We start from the raw sequence: 17,696 nt of genomic DNA, 5'->3' as shown, positions 1-17,696 counted from the left end.
AATATGGTGAAGATCATTCAAGCACTCATCCCAAAACAAAATCGCAACAGACCAGGAAACAGGATGAAGCCGCTCTATATTACGGTGCATAATACATCGAACACTGGACGGGGGGCTGATGCGGCAAATCATGCAGTATTTGTTGCTCGGGCAAGTACCGGGGTTAGCTGGCACTACACGGTCGATGATCAGGTCATTTATCAGCATTTACCTTTAAACGAAAATGGCTGGCACGCAGGAGATGGCAGAGGAACTGGCAACATGAAATCAATTGGAATTGAGATTTGTGAAAATGCAGGCGCTAATTTTGAACAGGCTGTTAAAAACGCCCAATGGCTTATTCGGAAACTGATGGGGGATTTAGGAATTCCTTTATCAAACGTGGTGCCACATAAGCATTGGAGCGGGAAAGAGTGTCCGCGTAAGCTGTTAAATCGGTGGGATGGCTTCAAAGCTGGTATTGCATCAGCATCTACAAGTCAAATGACAACAGTTAAATCTGTGAAAGAAATATCTACTAAAAACATATCAACGACATCAACATCTAAAACCAACAAGGTCAAAAAAACATACAGTTTGCCTGCAGGTATTTTAAAAGTGACGAAGCCTCTTACAAAAGGGTCAGCTGTAAAAGTCGTACAACAAGCCTTAGCATCGATTTATTTTTATCCTGATAAGGGAGCGATCAACAATGGAATCGATGGGTACTACGGACCCAAGACTGCGAATGCAGTATCTCGATTTCAAATGATGCATGGGTTAACCCCAGATGGCATTTATGGTCCAAAGACTAAAGAAACATTAAGAAAGGTCATAGAAAGTTAACACATATGGAATGGATCAACCCTTATTTATTATAAAAAAGTAAAATAAAACCATTTTTGGTGTTATTTGTTGTATAATGGTGAAAATGAATGGAGGGGTTGTATGAAGCGGATAAGTGTAATGATGTCTCTTTGTTTCATTGTCATGTTCCATTTTAATATGGAAAAGGTTGCAGCTAAGACCATTTATCGAGAAGTAGAAGTTGATTTCATCATGACGGAACAGGAAAAAGATTTGTGGGTACCAGGAGGTCAAAATAATCCTGAACAATATCCATCTACTTATGGCTACCAATTTTCTATACTAAATGCAGAGGGGTGTACTCTAGAGGTGACACTCTACAGAACATCCTTATCAGGAACGGATTTTCCGTCATCAGTCAAAGAGTATACAGGTAACCAATATGATCTAAGTGCAACAGACCGAATTTTATCAAGTGGTCGCTACATTTATAGACCCCATGGTATTAAACTGACCAAAAAAGAAGGCTGTGGGGATGTTGAGATAAAAGGAGTCTTTGGTTATCAAATTCAAGAACCAGACAAATAATCTTTTATGAGTAAAATCAAATGAAAAAGCCTATCCATCATTGGATAGGCTTTTGATAATGGAGCATAGCGGGATCGAACCGCTGACCTCTACGCTGCCAGCGTAGCGCTCTCCCAGCTGAGCTAATGCCCCGAAGTATTACGACATAACTTATTATAATCAATCCTCCTGTAAAATTCAAGCTGTAAAACACAAACACCCCGGCTATTTTTCTTTCTGATCAATCGGAATATAGTCAAAGATTTCTCCCGAATGAACCGAGTGGGCTAATCGTCTAAGCCAATCATAATAGGCTTTTGAGCTTTCAAGCTGTTCAATGAGCTGTTTCGCTTCCTCTCTTTCATGTTCCGCCGCCTGCTCATCACGAGCTACATCTTGAAGGCGTTCTTGCGCTTCTTCAATCGCTGCTAGATTGACCTCAACCTCTCGTTCCCATTTTTGCGGGAAGAAGTTCATGAAAAACTTAAAAAAGTCTTTCTCAGCAACAAAGCTGTGTTTTCTTCGGCCACGGTGAAAGGTCTTTTTGACAATATTCATGTCTTGCAGTTTTTTCACACCCGTACTCATACTAGGCTTACTCATTTGCAGCTCTTCACGCATTTCATCCAGCGTCATTTCCTCATTTAAATACATCGTCCCATATAGAATACCCGCACTTCTAGTAATGCCATAGAGATCCATTGTTTCAGCGATGGAATCAATGACGAGATCTTTAGCAGCTAAAATGCGTTCTTCTGCTTGTGGCTGTTCCTGCTTTTTCATCTTGTCCCTGCTTTCTATTAAGTGAATTCAATACGTTCAAAAAAATCTTTATGGACTATATGTTAACGAAAGAATGCAAAATGTCAAAATAAAAGAAGCATATCCCCCTTTGACAGAAAAATTTGAACATGTTAAGTTAATTATGTTCAAAACGTTAAATTTTTATTTAACAAACTTACCAAAGAGAATCAGAGGAGGTTCCTTCTATGAGTCAAACACTATTTATCGATGGACAATGGGTTGGCGCTAAGAGTGGCGACACAAGAGATATCATCAATCCATTTAATCAAGAAGTGATCGCGACAGTCAGTGAAGGATCAAGAAATGACGCGCAGTTAGCCATTAAGGCAGCGAGAAAAACCTTCGATCAAGGTGATTGGGCAAACATGCCTGGACTTGAAAGAGGAAATATTGTGTTTAAAATTGCTGAATTGATTAGGCGAGACCTAGATGAATTAGCCAAATTAGAATCACTTGATACCGGCAAAACATTCGAAGAAAGCAAAGCGGATATGGACGATATTGCGAACGTGTTCCAATATTATGCGGGGCTTGCTGATAAGGATGGCGGGGAAATCATTGCATCGCCTATTCCAAACTCAAAAAGTGAATTAGTCCGAGAACCTGTCGGTGTATGCGGTCAAATCACTCCTTGGAACTATCCATTGCTTCAAGCGAGCTGGAAAATCGCTCCTGCACTTGCAGCTGGAAATACAATCGTACTAAAGCCAAGTGAAATTACACCATTAACCACGATCAAATTTTTCAAACTTATGGAAGAAGCGGGTGTTCCAGCAGGCGTTGCCAACTTAGTACTTGGACCTGGAGCAACTGTTGGAGATGAGCTGGCTGTCAATGACCAAGTCGATTTAATTTCATTCACAGGCGGTATTGAAACAGGTAAGAAAATCATGCAGGGAGCCAGCGGGAATGTGAAGAAAATCGCCCTTGAGCTCGGCGGGAAAAACCCGAATATCGTCTTTCAAGATGCTGATTTAGACGTAGCGGTTGACCAGGCAATGAATGCTGTGTTTTTCCATGCAGGGCAAGTGTGTTCAGCAGGTTCACGCTTGTTAGTGGAAGAATCTATTCATGATGAATTTTTAGAAGAACTGGTGAAGCGTACGAAAAAAATCAAGCTAGGCAACGGCTTTGATGAAGGAACCCAGAGCGGACCGCTCATCTCAGCTGAGCATCGAGAAAAAGTAGAAAAATACGTCAGCATCGGTTTAGACGAAGGCGCAACATTAGAAACAGGTGGGAAACGACCTGAAGCAGAGGAGCTTCAAAAAGGGTTCTTCTACTTGCCGACGATTTTTTCAGGCTGTACATCAGACATGCGAATTGTACAGGAAGAAGTGTTTGGACCAGTCCTCACTGTCGAATCCTTCCGATCAGAGGAAGAAGTCATCGAGCTGGCAAATGACACGATTTATGGTTTAGCAGGAGCGGTGTGGTCTTCTGATATCGGCAAAGCCGAACGAGTGGCTCGTCAATTAAGATTAGGCACGGTATGGATCAACGACTTCCATCCTTATTTTGCCCAAGCACCGTGGGGCGGGTATAAACAATCAGGTCTTGGACGTGAATTAGGACGTACGGGCCTTGAAGAATATACGGAACTAAAACATTTATATCGAAATACAAAACCAGAAGCGGTTCATTGGTTTAAATAAATATCACTTATCTGGAGGAGATTCTATATGACTTTAAATATGAAAATTGAAAGCATGCAAAAATTCCATACGTTTGAAATTCCGACTGTCATCAAGCATGGCATTGGGGCAGTGAAACATGTTGGGGAAGAAGTGAAAGCATACGGCGTTTCAAAGGTATTGCTTGTCACAGATCCTGGTATTTATCAAGCGGGTGTTGTAGATCCAGTGATTGCTTCATTAAAAGAAGCACAAGTTGATGTGGTTCTATTTAATAAAGTAGAACCAAACCCGCCAGTCCGTTTAGTGAATGAAGGATCTGCGTTATATGAAAAAGAAGGCTGTAATGGTTTAGTCGCAGTAGGCGGCGGAAGCTCAATGGATACAGCGAAGGCTATTGGTGTGGAAGCGACTCATGAAGGATCAGTTCTTGATTACGAAGCGGCTGAGGGGAAAAAACCGCTTGAAAATAGAATCCCTCCGTTAACCACCATTCCGACAACGGCTGGTACAGGTTCAGAGGTCACGCAGTGGGCAGTGATTACTGACGAAGAAAGGGAATTCAAATTCAACACAGGTGGGCCACTCATTGCAGCTCACCTAACAGTGATTGACCCTGAGCTTCATGTATCTATGCCGCCGCATGTGACGGCTATGACGGGTATCGATGCGCTTGCGCACGCGATCGAATGCTATACGATGAAGTTTGCTCAGCCAATTACAGATGCGGTAGCGCTCATGGCCATTGAATATGCTGCTCATTATATTCGCCGTGCCTTTGCCGATGGAGAGGATTTGGAAGCAAGATATGGCATGGCACAAGCTGCGATGCTTGCCGGACTTTCCTATGGCAGTGAATCAGCTGGCGCAGCCCATGCGATGAGCCAAACGCTTGGAGGCATTATTCCAGTCGCACATGGTCAATGTGTAGCGGCAATGATGGGACCTGTCATGGAATATAACTGGAAAGGGTACCCAGAGAAGTTCGCCCGGATTGCGCAAGCATTCGGTATTGATACAAGCAGAATGACAACAGAGGAAGCTGCAAAAGCAGCAGTGAATTGGATGTATGATTTAGTGGAAGACCTAGAAGTTCCTTCATTAGAAGAACAAGGTGTACCAAAAGATATGATCGACCGTTTATCTAAAGAAGCAATGAAAGATCCGCAAACAGTTGGAAACCCAAGAGACCTGAACGAAAAAGCATACAACTGGATTTACGCTCGTTGCTTTGATTTAACACCTAAAACAGTGTAACAATGAAAAAAGGCTCCCAAAAGGGAGTCTTTTTTACATCTTATAGCTGTTCTTTAATTTCTTTAATTTGATGAATATGGCGCTTTTCATGTGCGCCGATAAAATCAAGGTATTGCTTTAATGAAAGTTCTTCAAATACAGGATGTGCAATCACGCGTTTGAAATCTTCCTCTATAAACGTTGATAAAATTTGATTTAATTTCTCACGAGCTGTATCAAGCTCATCTTTTAAATGTGTAGGTGTCACATGCTTCCGATCTGGTTCAACAATACTAGGCGCGGTGGCTTTTTTTGAACGATCCTCTGCCATTTCCACCGGCTTTGGCTCATATTCTTTAATCGGTGCTTTTTTCCCCTCGGCAGCTAGATGTTTTGCTGCAACTAGGTCCATCTTCTTTAAATGATCTGCAACTTCTTGAATACTCCAAGTATCATCAGATAATTTTTGATTTAATTGTTCTTCGCTCAATCCTTGCAGCTCTTGCCACAATTCTTGTCTTGCATCATGTAATAAACTCATTTTCATCACCTCAAGATCAAATTTTAACATACTGGTACATGACAATCATTCTTGAGCTATCGTTGAATTCCTTTGAAGAATTGTGAGGAAATTTGAAACCTTTACAAAAGTGGTTCGTATTACCTGTTAGAAGGAATACACTTGGATGTGAGCATGGTCTAAATGAATGAAAGGCTGCTCATTTCATAAAGAAAGGGTGAGGAAGATGGATGTGTTTGGGCTGCCTCTTCAGACGCTGTACTTATACATATTGATGGTATCAGGAATCCTGACGCTTGTTTTCGTCTTTTTTGGCGATGTATTTGATGGATTGTTTGAAGCGATTCCTGTCCCGTTCCTTCAACCAACATTGATCCTCGCATTTCTTACCTTTTTCTCGGCTGGAGGATTTATCTCTGAAAAAACAGCAATTGTAGGAAGTGGACTTGGCGCAGTATTATCTACCATTCTCGCAGTGGTTCTCGTTACTTGTTTAAATGTATTTGTCTTAGTCCCGCTTTCCTCTGCTGAAGAATCTCTTTCATATACGGAGGCCGACCTAAAAGGAAGAACTGGGGAGATCATTGTATCTGTACCAAAAGATGGGTTTGGAGAAGTGCTGTTAATTAGTAACAGCGGGAAAATCTCAAAGCCTGCCGTCAGTTTCGACGAAGAGGAGATTCCATATGGAACCCGGGTGCTGGTCGTCGAAGTGAACAAAGGCGTGTTATCTGTTATACCAAATGAAGAAATCTAGGAGGGAATGCTATGCCAGGAACAACCATATTAATTATTATTGGAATTGTGCTTGTGATTCTCATTGCACTTATTGGTGTATTTGTTTCGAAATACCGGACAGCTGGTCCAGATGAAGCATTAATCGTCACAGGAAGTTACCTCGGAAGTAAAAATGTCCACGTGGATGAAGGTGGAAACAAGATTAAGATTGTAAGAGGTGGAGGTACCTTTGTACTCCCTGTTTTTCAACAAGCAGAGCCGCTCAGCTTACTATCTAGCAAGCTAGATGTTTCAACGCCTGAAGTCTATACTGAACAAGGTGTACCGGTCATGGCGGATGGAACGGCCATCATTAAAATTGGCGGATCAATTGAAGAAATCGCCACTGCGGCAGAGCAGTTTTTAGGGAAAACAAAAGAAGATCGTGAAAATGAAGCAAGAGAAGTACTAGAAGGACACCTTCGCTCCATTTTAGGGTCAATGACAGTTGAAGAGATTTATAAAAACAGAGAGAAATTTTCTCAAGAAGTACAGCGTGTCGCTTCTCAAGATCTAGCGAAAATGGGTCTTGTCATTGTATCGTTTACAATCAAAGATGTCCGTGATAAAAATGGCTATTTAGAATCACTAGGTAAACCTAGAATTGCTCAAGTGAAACGCGATGCAGATATTGCGACAGCAGAAGCAGATAAAGAAACACGTATCAAACGTGCAGAAGCAGATAAAGATGCGAAGAAATCTGAGCTTGAGCGTGCCACTGAAATCGCTGAAGCAGAAAAAATCAATGAGCTGAAAAGAGCAGAATTCAGACGTGAACAAGATACAGCAAAAGCAAGCGCTGACCAAGCGTACGATCTTGAAACAGCTCGTAATCGTCAGCACGTAACTGAACAAGAAATGCAAGTCAAAATCATTGAACGTCAGAAGCAAATTGAATTAGAAGAAAAAGAGATCCAGCGTCGTGAGCGTCAATACGATTCTGAGGTGAAAAAGAAAGCAGATGCGGACCGTTATGCTGTTGAGCAGTCGGCTGCGGCGGAAAAAGCGAAGCGTCTTGCAGAAGCAGATGCGAAGAAATACAGCATTGAAGCAATGGCAAAAGCAGAAGCAGAGAAAGTTCGGATTGACGGGCTTGCCAAAGCAGAAGCCGATCGTGCAAAAGGGGAAACAGAAGCAGAAGTCATTAGGTTGAAAGGACTTGCGGAAGCAGAAGCGAAAGAGAAAATTGCAGAAGCATTCGAACAGTATGGTCAAGCGGCGATTCTTGATATGATTGTGAAAATGCTACCTGAATATGCGAAACAAGTATCTGCTCCACTTTCTAACATTGATAAAATTACAGTTGTTGATACAGGTGGTAACGGGGAAGGCAGCGGCGCCAACAAAGTGACCGGCTATGCGACAAACCTTATGTCCAGTCTTCAAGAAAGTCTGAAAGCTTCCTCTGGAATTGATGTCAAAGAAATTATTGAGAATTTCTCTGGCAAAGGCAATGTGAAACAAAGCATCCAAGAACTGACGAATGAAATCAAACAGCCAAGAAAAAAAGAAATCGCTGATCGTCAAATAGAAGAATAAAAATCAAAAGACACCTTCTGATAGAGGGTGTCTATTTTACTTGGGGTACATGCCGGTGTCTTTTGATAGATGAAGAGAGATTCACAAGAATGCCTGCAGATATCATCATGAACACCAATGAAGATCCGCCGTAGCTAATAAAGGGAAGAGGAATGCCTGTAATGGGGAGAAGCCCAAAGACAGCTCCTAGATTAAAGGCTGCTTGAATCATGATTTGAAAAGTAAGCCCGATCGTTAATAGCTTTCCAAATGGATCTTGTAAACCTTGAACGATTCGAACGGCGCGATACATGATGAGTAGGTAGGCACCCATCACAAACAACAGCCCCATGATTCCCAGCTCTTCACTAATGATGGCCATAATAAAATCTGTATGGGCTTCAGGAAGAAATCCTAGTTTTTGTATGCTTCCGCCTAAACCATTCCCGGTCAGTCCTCCTGAATCCATGGCGAGATAGGAATGGATCAGCTGATAACCATCTCCATCTTCATACATGAAAGGATCACGAAAAGAAGTGATCCGTTTCAAACGATAAGGAGCGGTCACAGCAAAAAAAGTGATCCCTGCCGCAGCCGTCGAACCTAGTAGAATGAGGTGGCGTGTTTTAAGTCCAGCACATAATAAGACGATACCGCAGCTCAATAAAATAGAAACTGCTGTACCTAAATCTGGCTGTTTTAAAATCAATAAAAAAGCTAGACTTAAAAGAAGAAGTGGAGGCAATACTCCTTTTTTAAAGGATGTGATGTACGCTTGTTTCCTTGCATATACATAGGCGAAATAGATGATCATCACTAATTTCACAGCCTCAGAAGGCTGGATGATCAAAGAGCCCAATTGAATCCATCGTTGTGAATTGTTTTTGACAACACCGATTCCAGGAAGCAGGACAAGGAGAAGACATAACAATGACAGCATCACAAGCCACCGAATCCATTTACGGTAAGCTTGATATGGAACAAGGGCCGCAGCGATGAAAAAGAAGAATCCAATCAAAAGCCATTGCCACTGTTTCATGAAGAAGTAGCTGCCCTGTCCATATTTTATTTCGCCTAAAGGATAACTCGCACTGTACACCATCAGCAATCCAAAGAAACAAAGACAAACAATCGTCCCAGCAAGAATGTGGTCGATTTTTTTTAGGTGAGAAAGAATCAATGACATCACCTTCAATCCCAGTTACGTCCAAACATGTAGGATGAGGACCTCAGATTGACACTAAATACAAGGCCAATGGCAATCATATTGGTTAAAAGCGCACTGCCCCCATAGCTGATAAAAGGAAGGGCAAGACCAGTCACAGGCATTAGCCCTACTGTCATCCCAACGTTTTGGAAGACTTGAAAGACGATCAGCCCAACCACCCCAGCACATATATAAAGCCCATAAAGGGTATTCGCATTCATAGCCACATGAATCATTCGATAGACCATCATAAGATATAAACAGATCAATAGGGAGGCGCCGATAAAACCAAATTCCTCGCCAATGACTGCAAATATAAAATCTGTATGGGCTTCAGGGATATTTCCCCCTTGTACTTGATTTCCTTTTGTATACCCGCTTCCTGATAATTGCCCTGACCCAATGCCAAGCATTGCTTGTTTCAGTTGATACCCATATGTCGAATCAAATTCATCTGGGGAGAGCCACCCATAAATGCGATCAAGCTGATGAGGTTTAATCACTTTTGTAAAGTGCTCAAAATGTTCATTGTGCAAGTAGGTCAAAAATGCAAGAAGCGCGAGAAAAGAAGCGATTAATGCAGCGATCATCTTACTTGAAATGCCTGACACAAGCATCAGTGTAAAAGCAATAGACAAGATCACAAGTGCCGTCCCCAAATCTGGCTGAATTAAAATCAGGAAAAAAGGAACGGCGGTCCAGCATATGATGTTCATTGTAGGAATCATGCTTTCTTTAAACGAAAAGCGCTGATGTTTGTATCGATTTAAAATAGCCGCTAACAGAAGAATGACAAAAATTTTCATGAATTCTGATGGTTGCACTTTCATGGGTCCCAAGCTGATCCACCTTTGAGAGCCATTTTGATTCGTGCCAAAAAAATGAACGAGAATGATGAGGAAGAGACCACCTGCAAATAATCGAAAAGATAACCGCTCAAGCAGTTCATAATCAAAGTAAGCAACTGCCGCCATAAGGCCAAAGCCGACGATATACCAGAAAACTTGTCTTTTGACGAAATAAAACATATCTTGCGTTTCATACTGTCCCGATCCGCTATACACAGCCAGCAGGCTGATCACAAAGAAGCAAATGACAGTGAATAATAATGCGAAGTCAATGCTGTTCTGTTTTTTCATGTCTCCGTCACCTGCTATGACCTATTTGTCAGCTGGTTTAATACGACCTGCACCGCTGCAGCGTCATCAATATAGCCGATCGGAAAAATATAATCTGGTATTAAATCAACGGGCATAATGAAGTAAAGTAATGCGCCTCCCATCAACATCAATTCTCGAGAAGTCCCCCGTCCGCTCATGAACGAGCAGTACATGCTTTTCAATTGATCAAGAAATGGCCCAACACCGCTTATCGTCTCTATCTTTTTTTCAAAATATGCCGAGATCGTTTCTTTTCCCTCGTCTGATTGACTATAGGTCTCATATTCATTTAGCTTCTGTTTCAATTCATTCTCGCTGAACGTCCCGTCATAGACATCATGATCTTTCAGCGTTCGCTCAATCTCTTCTACGGCTTGAATGAACGTATTACCGAGAACTCTTTCGTTTTTAATTGAAAATCCAGCCGTGGCCAATAGATGATCTAAAGAAATGTGTAGAGCATCTGAAAGCCGCTGTAAATGGTTCAAAGTCGGTGTTCTTTTTCCGTTCATGATTCTAGACAGTGTGGCTTTATCAATTTCTGTTTGTGTACTGAGTTCTCTTAATGAAAGAGAACGTATTTGCAGTTGTTCTTTTAAAAACTGCCGAAGCTCAGTTGTTTTAAATTCCATCTCTTTCTTCACCCTTTTCATAAAGTTCAACTCTTCAATAGAAGAAGTCGTACCCAATATATAGGGGTGTTGACAAAATGTCAACGAATATCCATTAAGGATTGAATTTTATAAAATAGCAACTTATCATATGAAACATAGAGTAAGAAATGGCTAAAAGGGGTGTGCAGATGAAGGTTAGACATGCAGTACATAATGATATTCCTAAAATTGCCGAAATTCATGTGAAGAGCTGGCAAACGACTTATCATGGCATTATTTCACAAGAGTATTTAGATGCTTTAAATGTAGAGGAGCGGGAAGAGAGCTGGAGAAGCAGGTCGCTTGAAGGCACGTTTGTCGCAGAGGATGCTGACGGAGTATTTGGTTTTGCTTCCTTCGGAAAACAGCGTGATGAGAGATATTCAATATATGATGGCGAGCTTTATGCCATCTATTTGTTGCAGAGAAAACAGAAATCAGGAGCGGGTATGGCTTTGATTGCAAAAGGTGTGGATTATTTAATAGAGAAAGGCTATCAGAATATGCTGCTCTGGGTATTTGAGCAAAATTCAGCGAAGCAATTTTATCAAAAACTTCAACCTAGTTTTGCCGTCACCAGCCAGTTTGAGCTGGCTGGTGAGAACCATGAAGAAATAGGGTATGGATGGGAACTATCTGTCCTAAGTGATCATGTTCAACAGATTATATCGTCAGCTTCCAGTAATAATGAGAGAAAAAAGTAAAAAGGGTGGCGAGTAAAATATAAGATATAAAAGGAGAAGCCTCTACTTTTCCTTTCACACCTGCTATTTTTAATGCCTCATAGAAACTGGCCAAAAAGTAGGCGAGACTGAGGATGTAACAGCACAGCATAATGGAGTAAGGATTCATTGTCGTACCTCCAGCATGAAATCTTCTACTATTAATAGATTCAATAGAGCAGCAAATTATGCATAAAAAAATAACCCGCTGAAACAGCTGGGTTATTTTTGTCGAGGAAAAACCAAACGAGACGCACTAGGGATGAGTAAACAAAGAACAATACTACAAATGATAAATGAAGGAATCATATATGTGCTGTTATAAACTAATGAATACACCCATCCTGGTGTTCCTTTTGGTGCATAATGAGAAAAGAAAACTACACCTGAAATAAAGAACGTCAGCAGTCTGAAGAAACTGGCGACAAATACAGCTAGGATAATATAGAAGAATTGTTTCTTTCGCTTTTTATCCTGAATGGCTTTTTTAATTGATCCTGAGAATAGCCCGCTTAAACAAATCACAACAGATGCGACAAAGTAATCGAGAAACCCTTGTACAGGTGTAGCAATAATAGGATTGTTCATCAGCTGCAGTCCTGCGATTAACACACCGATGATAAATCCAGCAGACACGCCCCATCTAATGGACATGAGAATGACAGGAATCATGATCAGTGCAATTGACCCGCCGTTTGGCATTCTTAAAAAGAGACCTGATAAATAATCTAAAACAAGTGCAAGAGAAGTCATGATGGCGATCTCCATCAGTCGTACTAATTGATTTGATTGCTGCATAAAAAAATCCCCTTTTCACGAATTGTGCAAGGAGAGACCATGTCAGGATGAGTATGTGATTCATAGAAAAACATATCGGCTTGAATACAATGCATGTATGCAAGTGATTCCACATTCCTACTTCAGTATTAACTGACAGGTTCAAAGGGTCAGAACAACGAATTGTTCACTCTCAGCACAAAGCTCCCCCTGCGGTTATTTAATTTCAATCTATTATAAATATACTAAAGACCTACAGGATCAACAATAGTGAATTACGGAGTTAAGCCCTTTTTGTACGAATATATAGGAAGAGATCAGGAAAAATAAATTATTTAGAAAAAATACTTGTTTCTTCTTTTAAAAGGTGTTATATTTGTATTCGCCGCTGAAACAGCGCGGTTGAGAAATAACATTCAAGAAAAAAGTTGTTGACTTCATCTTGATAGAATGTTATATTAATAAAGTCGCTTCTGAGCGATAACGAAGATGATCTTTGAAAACTAAACAAGACAAAACGTACCTGTTAATTCGAGTTTTTATAAAAAAATCCTATGATACATCATAGGTAGTCAGTCAAACGCTGACGAAAAACAAAACTTCGGTTTTGTACTTTTTCGGAGAGTTTGATCCTGGCTCAGGACGAACGCTGGCGGCGTGCCTAATACATGCAAGTCGAGCGGACAGAAGGGAGCTTGCTCCCGGATGTTAGCGGCGGACGGGTGAGTAACACGTGGGTAACCTGCCTGTAAGACTGGGATAACTCCGGGAAACCGGAGCTAATACCGGATAGTTCCTTGAACCGCATGGTTCAAGGATGAAAGACGGTTTCGGCTGTCACTTACAGATGGACCCGCGGCGCATTAGCTAGTTGGTGAGGTAACGGCTCACCAAGGCGACGATGCGTAGCCGACCTGAGAGGGTGATCGGCCACACTGGGACTGAGACACGGCCCAGACTCCTACGGGAGGCAGCAGTAGGGAATCTTCCGCAATGGACGAAAGTCTGACGGAGCAACGCCGCGTGAGTGATGAAGGTTTTCGGATCGTAAAGCTCTGTTGTTAGGGAAGAACAAGTGCAAGAGTAACTGCTTGCACCTTGACGGTACCTAACCAGAAAGCCACGGCTAACTACGTGCCAGCAGCCGCGGTAATACGTAGGTGGCAAGCGTTGTCCGGAATTATTGGGCGTAAAGGGCTCGCAGGCGGTTTCTTAAGTCTGATGTGAAAGCCCCCGGCTCAACCGGGGAGGGTCATTGGAAACTGGGAAACTTGAGTGCAGAAGAGGAGAGTGGAATTCCACGTGTAGCGGTGAAATGCGTAGAGATGTGGAGGAACACCAGTGGCGAAGGCGACTCTCTGGTCTGTAACTGACGCTGAGGAGCGAAAGCGTGGGGAGCGAACAGGATTAGATACCCTGGTAGTCCACGCCGTAAACGATGAGTGCTAAGTGTTAGGGGGTTTCCGCCCCTTAGTGCTGCAGCTAACGCATTAAGCACTCCGCCTGGGGAGTACGGTCGCAAGACTGAAACTCAAAGGAATTGACGGGGGCCCGCACAAGCGGTGGAGCATGTGGTTTAATTCGAAGCAACGCGAAGAACCTTACCAGGTCTTGACATCCTCTGACAACCCTAGAGATAGGGCTTTCCCTTCGGGGACAGAGTGACAGGTGGTGCATGGTTGTCGTCAGCTCGTGTCGTGAGATGTTGGGTTAAGTCCCGCAACGAGCGCAACCCTTGATCTTAGTTGCCAGCATTCAGTTGGGCACTCTAAGGTGACTGCCGGTGACAAACCGGAGGAAGGTGGGGATGACGTCAAATCATCATGCCCCTTATGACCTGGGCTACACACGTGCTACAATGGACAGAACAAAGGGCTGCGAGACCGCAAGGTTTAGCCAATCCCACAAATCTGTTCTCAGTTCGGATCGCAGTCTGCAACTCGACTGCGTGAAGCTGGAATCGCTAGTAATCGCGGATCAGCATGCCGCGGTGAATACGTTCCCGGGCCTTGTACACACCGCCCGTCACACCACGAGAGTTTGCAACACCCGAAGTCGGTGAGGTAACCTTTATGGAGCCAGCCGCCGAAGGTGGGGCAGATGATTGGGGTGAAGTCGTAACAAGGTAGCCGTATCGGAAGGTGCGGCTGGATCACCTCCTTTCTAAGGATATATGGAGCAGCGTACGTTTTTCGTCTTGTTTAGTTTTGAAGGATCATTCCTTCAAACATGTCTCTAGCGAGACAGGATTGTTCTTTGAAAACTAGATAACAATAAGTAATACATTCACATTGAATGCAATGCAAAGTTCATCACACATAGTGATTCTTTCTAAAGTAAGAAATGGTTAAGTTAGAAAGGGCGCACGGTGGATGCCTTGGCACTAGGAGCCGATGAAGGACGGGACGAACACCGATATGCTTCGGGGAGCTGTAAGCAAGCTTTGATCCGGAGATTTCCGAATGGGGAAACCCACTGCTCGTAATGGAGTAGTATCCATACTTGAATACATAGAGTATGAGAAGGCATACCCGGGGAACTGAAACATCTAAGTACCCGGAGGAAGAGAAAGCAAATGCGATTCCCTGAGTAGCGGCGAGCGAAACGGGAACAGCCCAAACCAAGAGGCTTGCCTCTTGGGGTTGTAGGACACTCTATACGGAGTTACAAAGGAACGATATAAGCGAAGAGGTCTGGAAAGGCCCGCCAAAGAAGGTAACAGCCCTGTAACTGAAATGTTGTTCTCTCCAGAGTGGATCCTGAGTACGGCGGAACACGTGAAATTCCGTCGGAATCCGGGAGGACCATCTCCCAAGGCTAAATACTCCCTAGTGACCGATAGTGAACCAGTACCGTGAGGGAAAGGTGAAAAGCACCCCGGAAGGGGAGTGAAATAGATCCTGAAACCGTGTGCCTACAAGTAGTCAGAGCCCGTTAACGGGTGATGGCGTGCCTTTTGTAGAATGAACCGGCGAGTTACGATCCCGTGCAAGGTTAAGCAGAAGATGCGGAGCCGCAGCGAAAGCGAGTCTGAATAGGGCGCATGAGTACGTGGTCGTAGACCCGAAACCAGGTGATCTACCCATGTCCAGGGTGAAGTTCAGGTAACACTGAATGGAGGCCCGAACCCACGCACGTTGAAAAGTGCGGGGATGAGGTGTGGGTAGGGGTGAAATGCCAATCGAACCTGGAGATAGCTGGTTCTCTCCGAAATAGCTTTAGGGCTAGCCTCAAGGTAAGAGTCTCGGAGGTAGAGCACTGATTGGACTAGGGGCCCCTACCGGGTTACCGAATTCAGTCAAACTCCGAATGCCGATGACTTATCCTTGGGAGTCAGACTGCGAGTGATAAGATCCGTAGTCGAAAGGGAAACAGCCCAGACCGCCAGCTAAGGTCCCAAAGTATACGTTAAGTGGAAAAGGATGTGGAGTTGCTTAGACAACCAGGATGTTGGCTTAGAAGCAGCCACCATTTAAAGAGTGCGTAATAGCTCACTGGTCGAGTGACTCTGCGCCGAAAATGTACCGGGGCTAAACGTATCACCGAAGCTGCGGACTGTTCTTACGAACAGTGGTAGGAGAGCGTTCTAAGTGCAGTGAAGTCAGACCGGAAGGACTGGTGGAGCGCTTAGAAGTGAGAATGCCGGTATGAGTAGCGAAAGACGGGTGAGAATCCCGTCCACCGAATGCCTAAGGTTTCCTGAGGAAGGCTCGTCCGCTCAGGGTTAGTCGGGACCTAAGCCGAGGCCGAAAGGCGTAGGCGATGGACAACAGGTTGATATTCCTGTACCACCTCCTCACCATTTGAGCAATGGGGGGACGCAGGAGGATAGGGTAAGCGCGGTATTGGATATCCGCGTCCAAGCAGTTAGGCTGGGAAATAGGCAAATCCGTTTCCCGTGAAGGCTGAGCTGTGATGGCGAGCGAAATTTAGTAGCGAAGTTCCTGATTCCACACTGCCAAGAAAAGCCTCTAGCGAGGTGAGAGGTGCCCGTACCGCAAACCGACACAGGTAGGCGAGGAGAGAATCCTAAGGTGATCGAGAGAACTCTCGTTAAGGAACTCGGCAAAATGACCCCGTAACTTCGGGAGAAGGGGTGCTTCTTAGGGTGTTAAAGCCCCGAGAAGCCGCAGTGAATAGGCCCAGGCGACTGTTTAGCAAAAACACAGGTCTCTGCGAAGCCGTAAGGCGAAGTATAGGGGCTGACGCCTGCCCGGTGCTGGAAGGTTAAGAGGAGCGCTTAGCGTAAGCGAAGGTGCGAATTGAAGCCCCAGTAAACGGCGGCCGTAACTATAACGGTCCTAAGGTAGCGAAATTCCTTGTCGGGTAAGTTCCGACCCGCACGAAAGGCGCAACGATCTGGGCACTGTCTCAACGAGAGACTCGGTGAAATTATAGTACCTGTGAAGATGCAGGTTACCCGCGACAGGACGGAAAGACCCCGTGGAGCTTTACTGCAGCCTGATATTGAATGTTGGTACAGCTTGTACAGGATAGGTAGGAGCCTTGGAAACCGGAGCGCTAGCTTCGGTGGAGGCATCGGTGGGATACTACCCTGGCTGTATTGACCTTCTAACCCGCTGCCCTTATCGGGCAGGGAGACAGTGTCAGGTGGGCAGTTTGACTGGGGCGGTCGCCTCCTAAAATGTAACGGAGGCGCCCAAAGGTTCCCTCAGAATGGTTGGAAATCATTCGCAGAGTGTAAAGGCACAAGGGAGCTTGACTGCGAGACCTACAAGTCGAGCAGGGACGAAAGTCGGGCTTAGTGATCCGGTGGTTCCGCATGGAAGGGCCATCGCTCAACGGATAAAAGCTACCCCGGGGATAACAGGCTTATCTCCCCCAAGAGTCCACATCGACGGGGAGGTTTGGCACCTCGATGTCGGCTCATCGCATCCTGGGGCTGTAGTCGGTCCCAAGGGTTGGGCTGTTCGCCCATTAAAGCGGTACGCGAGCTGGGTTCAGAACGTCGTGAGACAGTTCGGTCCCTATCCGTCGCGGGCGCAGGAAATTTGAGAGGAGCTGTCCTTAGTACGAGAGGACCGGGATGGACGCACCGCTGGTGTACCAGTTGTTCTGCCAAGGGCATCGCTGGGTAGCTATGTGCGGACGGGATAAGTGCTGAAAGCATCTAAGCATGAAGCCCCCCTCAAGATGAGATTTCCCATTCCGCAAGGAAGTAAGATCCCTGAAAGATGATCAGGTTGATAGGTCTGAGGTGGAAGCGTGGTGACACGTGGAGCTGACAGATACTAATAGATCGAGGACTTAACCTATATTCTAATGTGAAAAATGAACATTGTTATCTAGTTTTGAGAGAACATTCTCTCCATCA

13 protein-coding genes, 1 tRNA gene, 2 rRNA genes and 1 riboswitch are annotated in these 17,696 nt (G+C 44.2%); of the genes, 9 read left to right on the top strand and 7 right to left on the bottom strand.

Going from position 1 to position 17,696, the window contains the following annotated elements; all coding sequences use genetic code 11:
• Positions 1-3: 3 nt before the first annotated feature.
• The gene (locus tag NST01_RS14235; RefSeq protein ID WP_341042032.1) at positions 4-825 is read left to right on the top strand and encodes a peptidoglycan recognition protein family protein; all 822 of its coding nucleotides are present in this window, start codon (positions 4-6) and stop codon (positions 823-825) included.
• Between the two features lie 102 nt (positions 826-927).
• Positions 928-1,374, top strand: coding sequence for a hypothetical protein (locus NST01_RS14230; RefSeq protein WP_025207857.1), 447 nt, complete (start codon positions 928-930; stop codon positions 1,372-1,374).
• Positions 1,375-1,433: 59 nt separating this feature from the next.
• Here NST01_RS14230 and NST01_RS14225 read toward each other — a convergent pair.
• Together NST01_RS14225 and cudC are read right to left on the bottom strand one after the other, a co-directional pair.
• Positions 1,434-1,506: transfer RNA gene (locus tag NST01_RS14225), tRNA-Ala, on the bottom strand.
• Between the two features lie 72 nt (positions 1,507-1,578).
• A complete protein-coding gene (cudC, locus tag NST01_RS14220) occupies positions 1,579-2,136 on the bottom strand; it encodes a choline uptake/conversion transcriptional regulator CudC (protein ID WP_024719673.1) in 558 nt (185 codons plus the stop codon).
• Between the two features lie 206 nt (positions 2,137-2,342).
• Here cudC and betB point away from each other — a divergent pair, with 206 nt between their 5' ends.
• A complete protein-coding gene (gene betB / locus NST01_RS14215; RefSeq protein ID WP_341042030.1) occupies positions 2,343-3,812 on the top strand; it encodes a betaine-aldehyde dehydrogenase in 1,470 nt (489 codons plus the stop codon).
• A gap of 27 nt (positions 3,813-3,839) precedes the next feature.
• Positions 3,840-5,048, top strand: coding sequence for an iron-containing alcohol dehydrogenase (locus NST01_RS14210; protein WP_008344050.1), 1,209 nt, complete (start codon positions 3,840-3,842; stop codon positions 5,046-5,048).
• 40 nt (positions 5,049-5,088) lie between these two features.
• Here the strand turns inward: NST01_RS14210 and NST01_RS14205 are convergent, their stop codons facing one another.
• Positions 5,089-5,568, bottom strand: coding sequence for a DinB family protein (locus tag NST01_RS14205; protein WP_341042029.1), 480 nt, complete (start codon positions 5,566-5,568; stop codon positions 5,089-5,091).
• 205 nt (positions 5,569-5,773) lie between these two features.
• Between NST01_RS14205 and NST01_RS14200 the strand changes: the two genes are divergently transcribed.
• Positions 5,774-6,304, top strand: a complete 531-nt coding sequence (locus tag NST01_RS14200; RefSeq protein WP_056702380.1) for a hypothetical protein — start codon at positions 5,774-5,776, stop codon at positions 6,302-6,304.
• A gap of 11 nt (positions 6,305-6,315) precedes the next feature.
• Positions 6,316-7,863 (top strand): flotillin family protein, encoded by a 1,548-nt coding sequence (locus NST01_RS14195; protein WP_008344044.1) that lies wholly within the window; start codon positions 6,316-6,318, stop codon positions 7,861-7,863.
• Positions 7,864-7,894: 31 nt separating this feature from the next.
• On the opposite strand, the gene ftsW is transcribed toward NST01_RS14195, so the two are convergent.
• From ftsW to NST01_RS14180, 3 genes are read right to left on the bottom strand one after another with little or no spacing between them, the layout of a single operon-like run.
• Positions 7,895-9,028 carry a putative lipid II flippase FtsW gene (ftsW, locus tag NST01_RS14190; protein WP_370539268.1) on the bottom strand — a complete coding sequence of 378 codons (1,134 nt, stop codon included), beginning with the start codon at positions 9,026-9,028 and terminating at the stop codon, positions 7,895-7,897.
• A gap of 5 nt (positions 9,029-9,033) precedes the next feature.
• Positions 9,034-10,188, bottom strand: coding sequence for a rod shape-determining protein RodA (gene rodA / locus NST01_RS14185; protein ID WP_060832583.1), 1,155 nt, complete (start codon positions 10,186-10,188; stop codon positions 9,034-9,036).
• Between the two features lie 14 nt (positions 10,189-10,202).
• Positions 10,203-10,862 (bottom strand): DUF1232 domain-containing protein, encoded by a 660-nt coding sequence (locus NST01_RS14180; protein ID WP_060832582.1) that lies wholly within the window; start codon positions 10,860-10,862, stop codon positions 10,203-10,205.
• A gap of 149 nt (positions 10,863-11,011) precedes the next feature.
• On the opposite strand from NST01_RS14180, the gene NST01_RS14175 reads away from it, so the two are divergent.
• The gene (locus NST01_RS14175) at positions 11,012-11,566 is read left to right on the top strand and encodes a GNAT family N-acetyltransferase (RefSeq protein ID WP_024719667.1); all 555 of its coding nucleotides are present in this window, start codon (positions 11,012-11,014) and stop codon (positions 11,564-11,566) included.
• 240 nt (positions 11,567-11,806) lie between these two features.
• Here NST01_RS14175 and thiT read toward each other — a convergent pair whose 3' ends face one another.
• Positions 11,807-12,382 (bottom strand): energy-coupled thiamine transporter ThiT, encoded by a 576-nt coding sequence (thiT, locus tag NST01_RS14170; RefSeq protein WP_007500615.1) that lies wholly within the window; start codon positions 12,380-12,382, stop codon positions 11,807-11,809.
• Between the two features lie 97 nt (positions 12,383-12,479).
• A riboswitch (TPP riboswitch) is annotated at positions 12,480-12,582 on the bottom strand.
• A 393-nt stretch (positions 12,583-12,975) separates the two neighbouring features.
• Between thiT and NST01_RS14165 the strand changes: the two genes are divergently transcribed.
• A 16S ribosomal RNA gene (locus NST01_RS14165) occupies positions 12,976-14,524 on the top strand.
• Positions 14,525-14,706: 182 nt separating this feature from the next.
• Positions 14,707-17,637 (top strand): 23S ribosomal RNA (locus NST01_RS14160).
• The 16S and 23S rRNA genes sit together here, the layout of an rRNA operon.
• Positions 17,638-17,696: the final 59 nt, after the last annotated feature.

The sequence above is a fragment of the Bacillus sp. FSL R7-0166 genome, assembly GCF_038008935.1.
Taxonomy (GTDB): Bacteria; Bacillota; Bacilli; order Bacillales; family Bacillaceae; genus Bacillus; species Bacillus altitudinis.
Note: the sequence above shows the minus strand (reverse complement) of the source record. Positions and strands in the feature narration are given on the sequence as shown.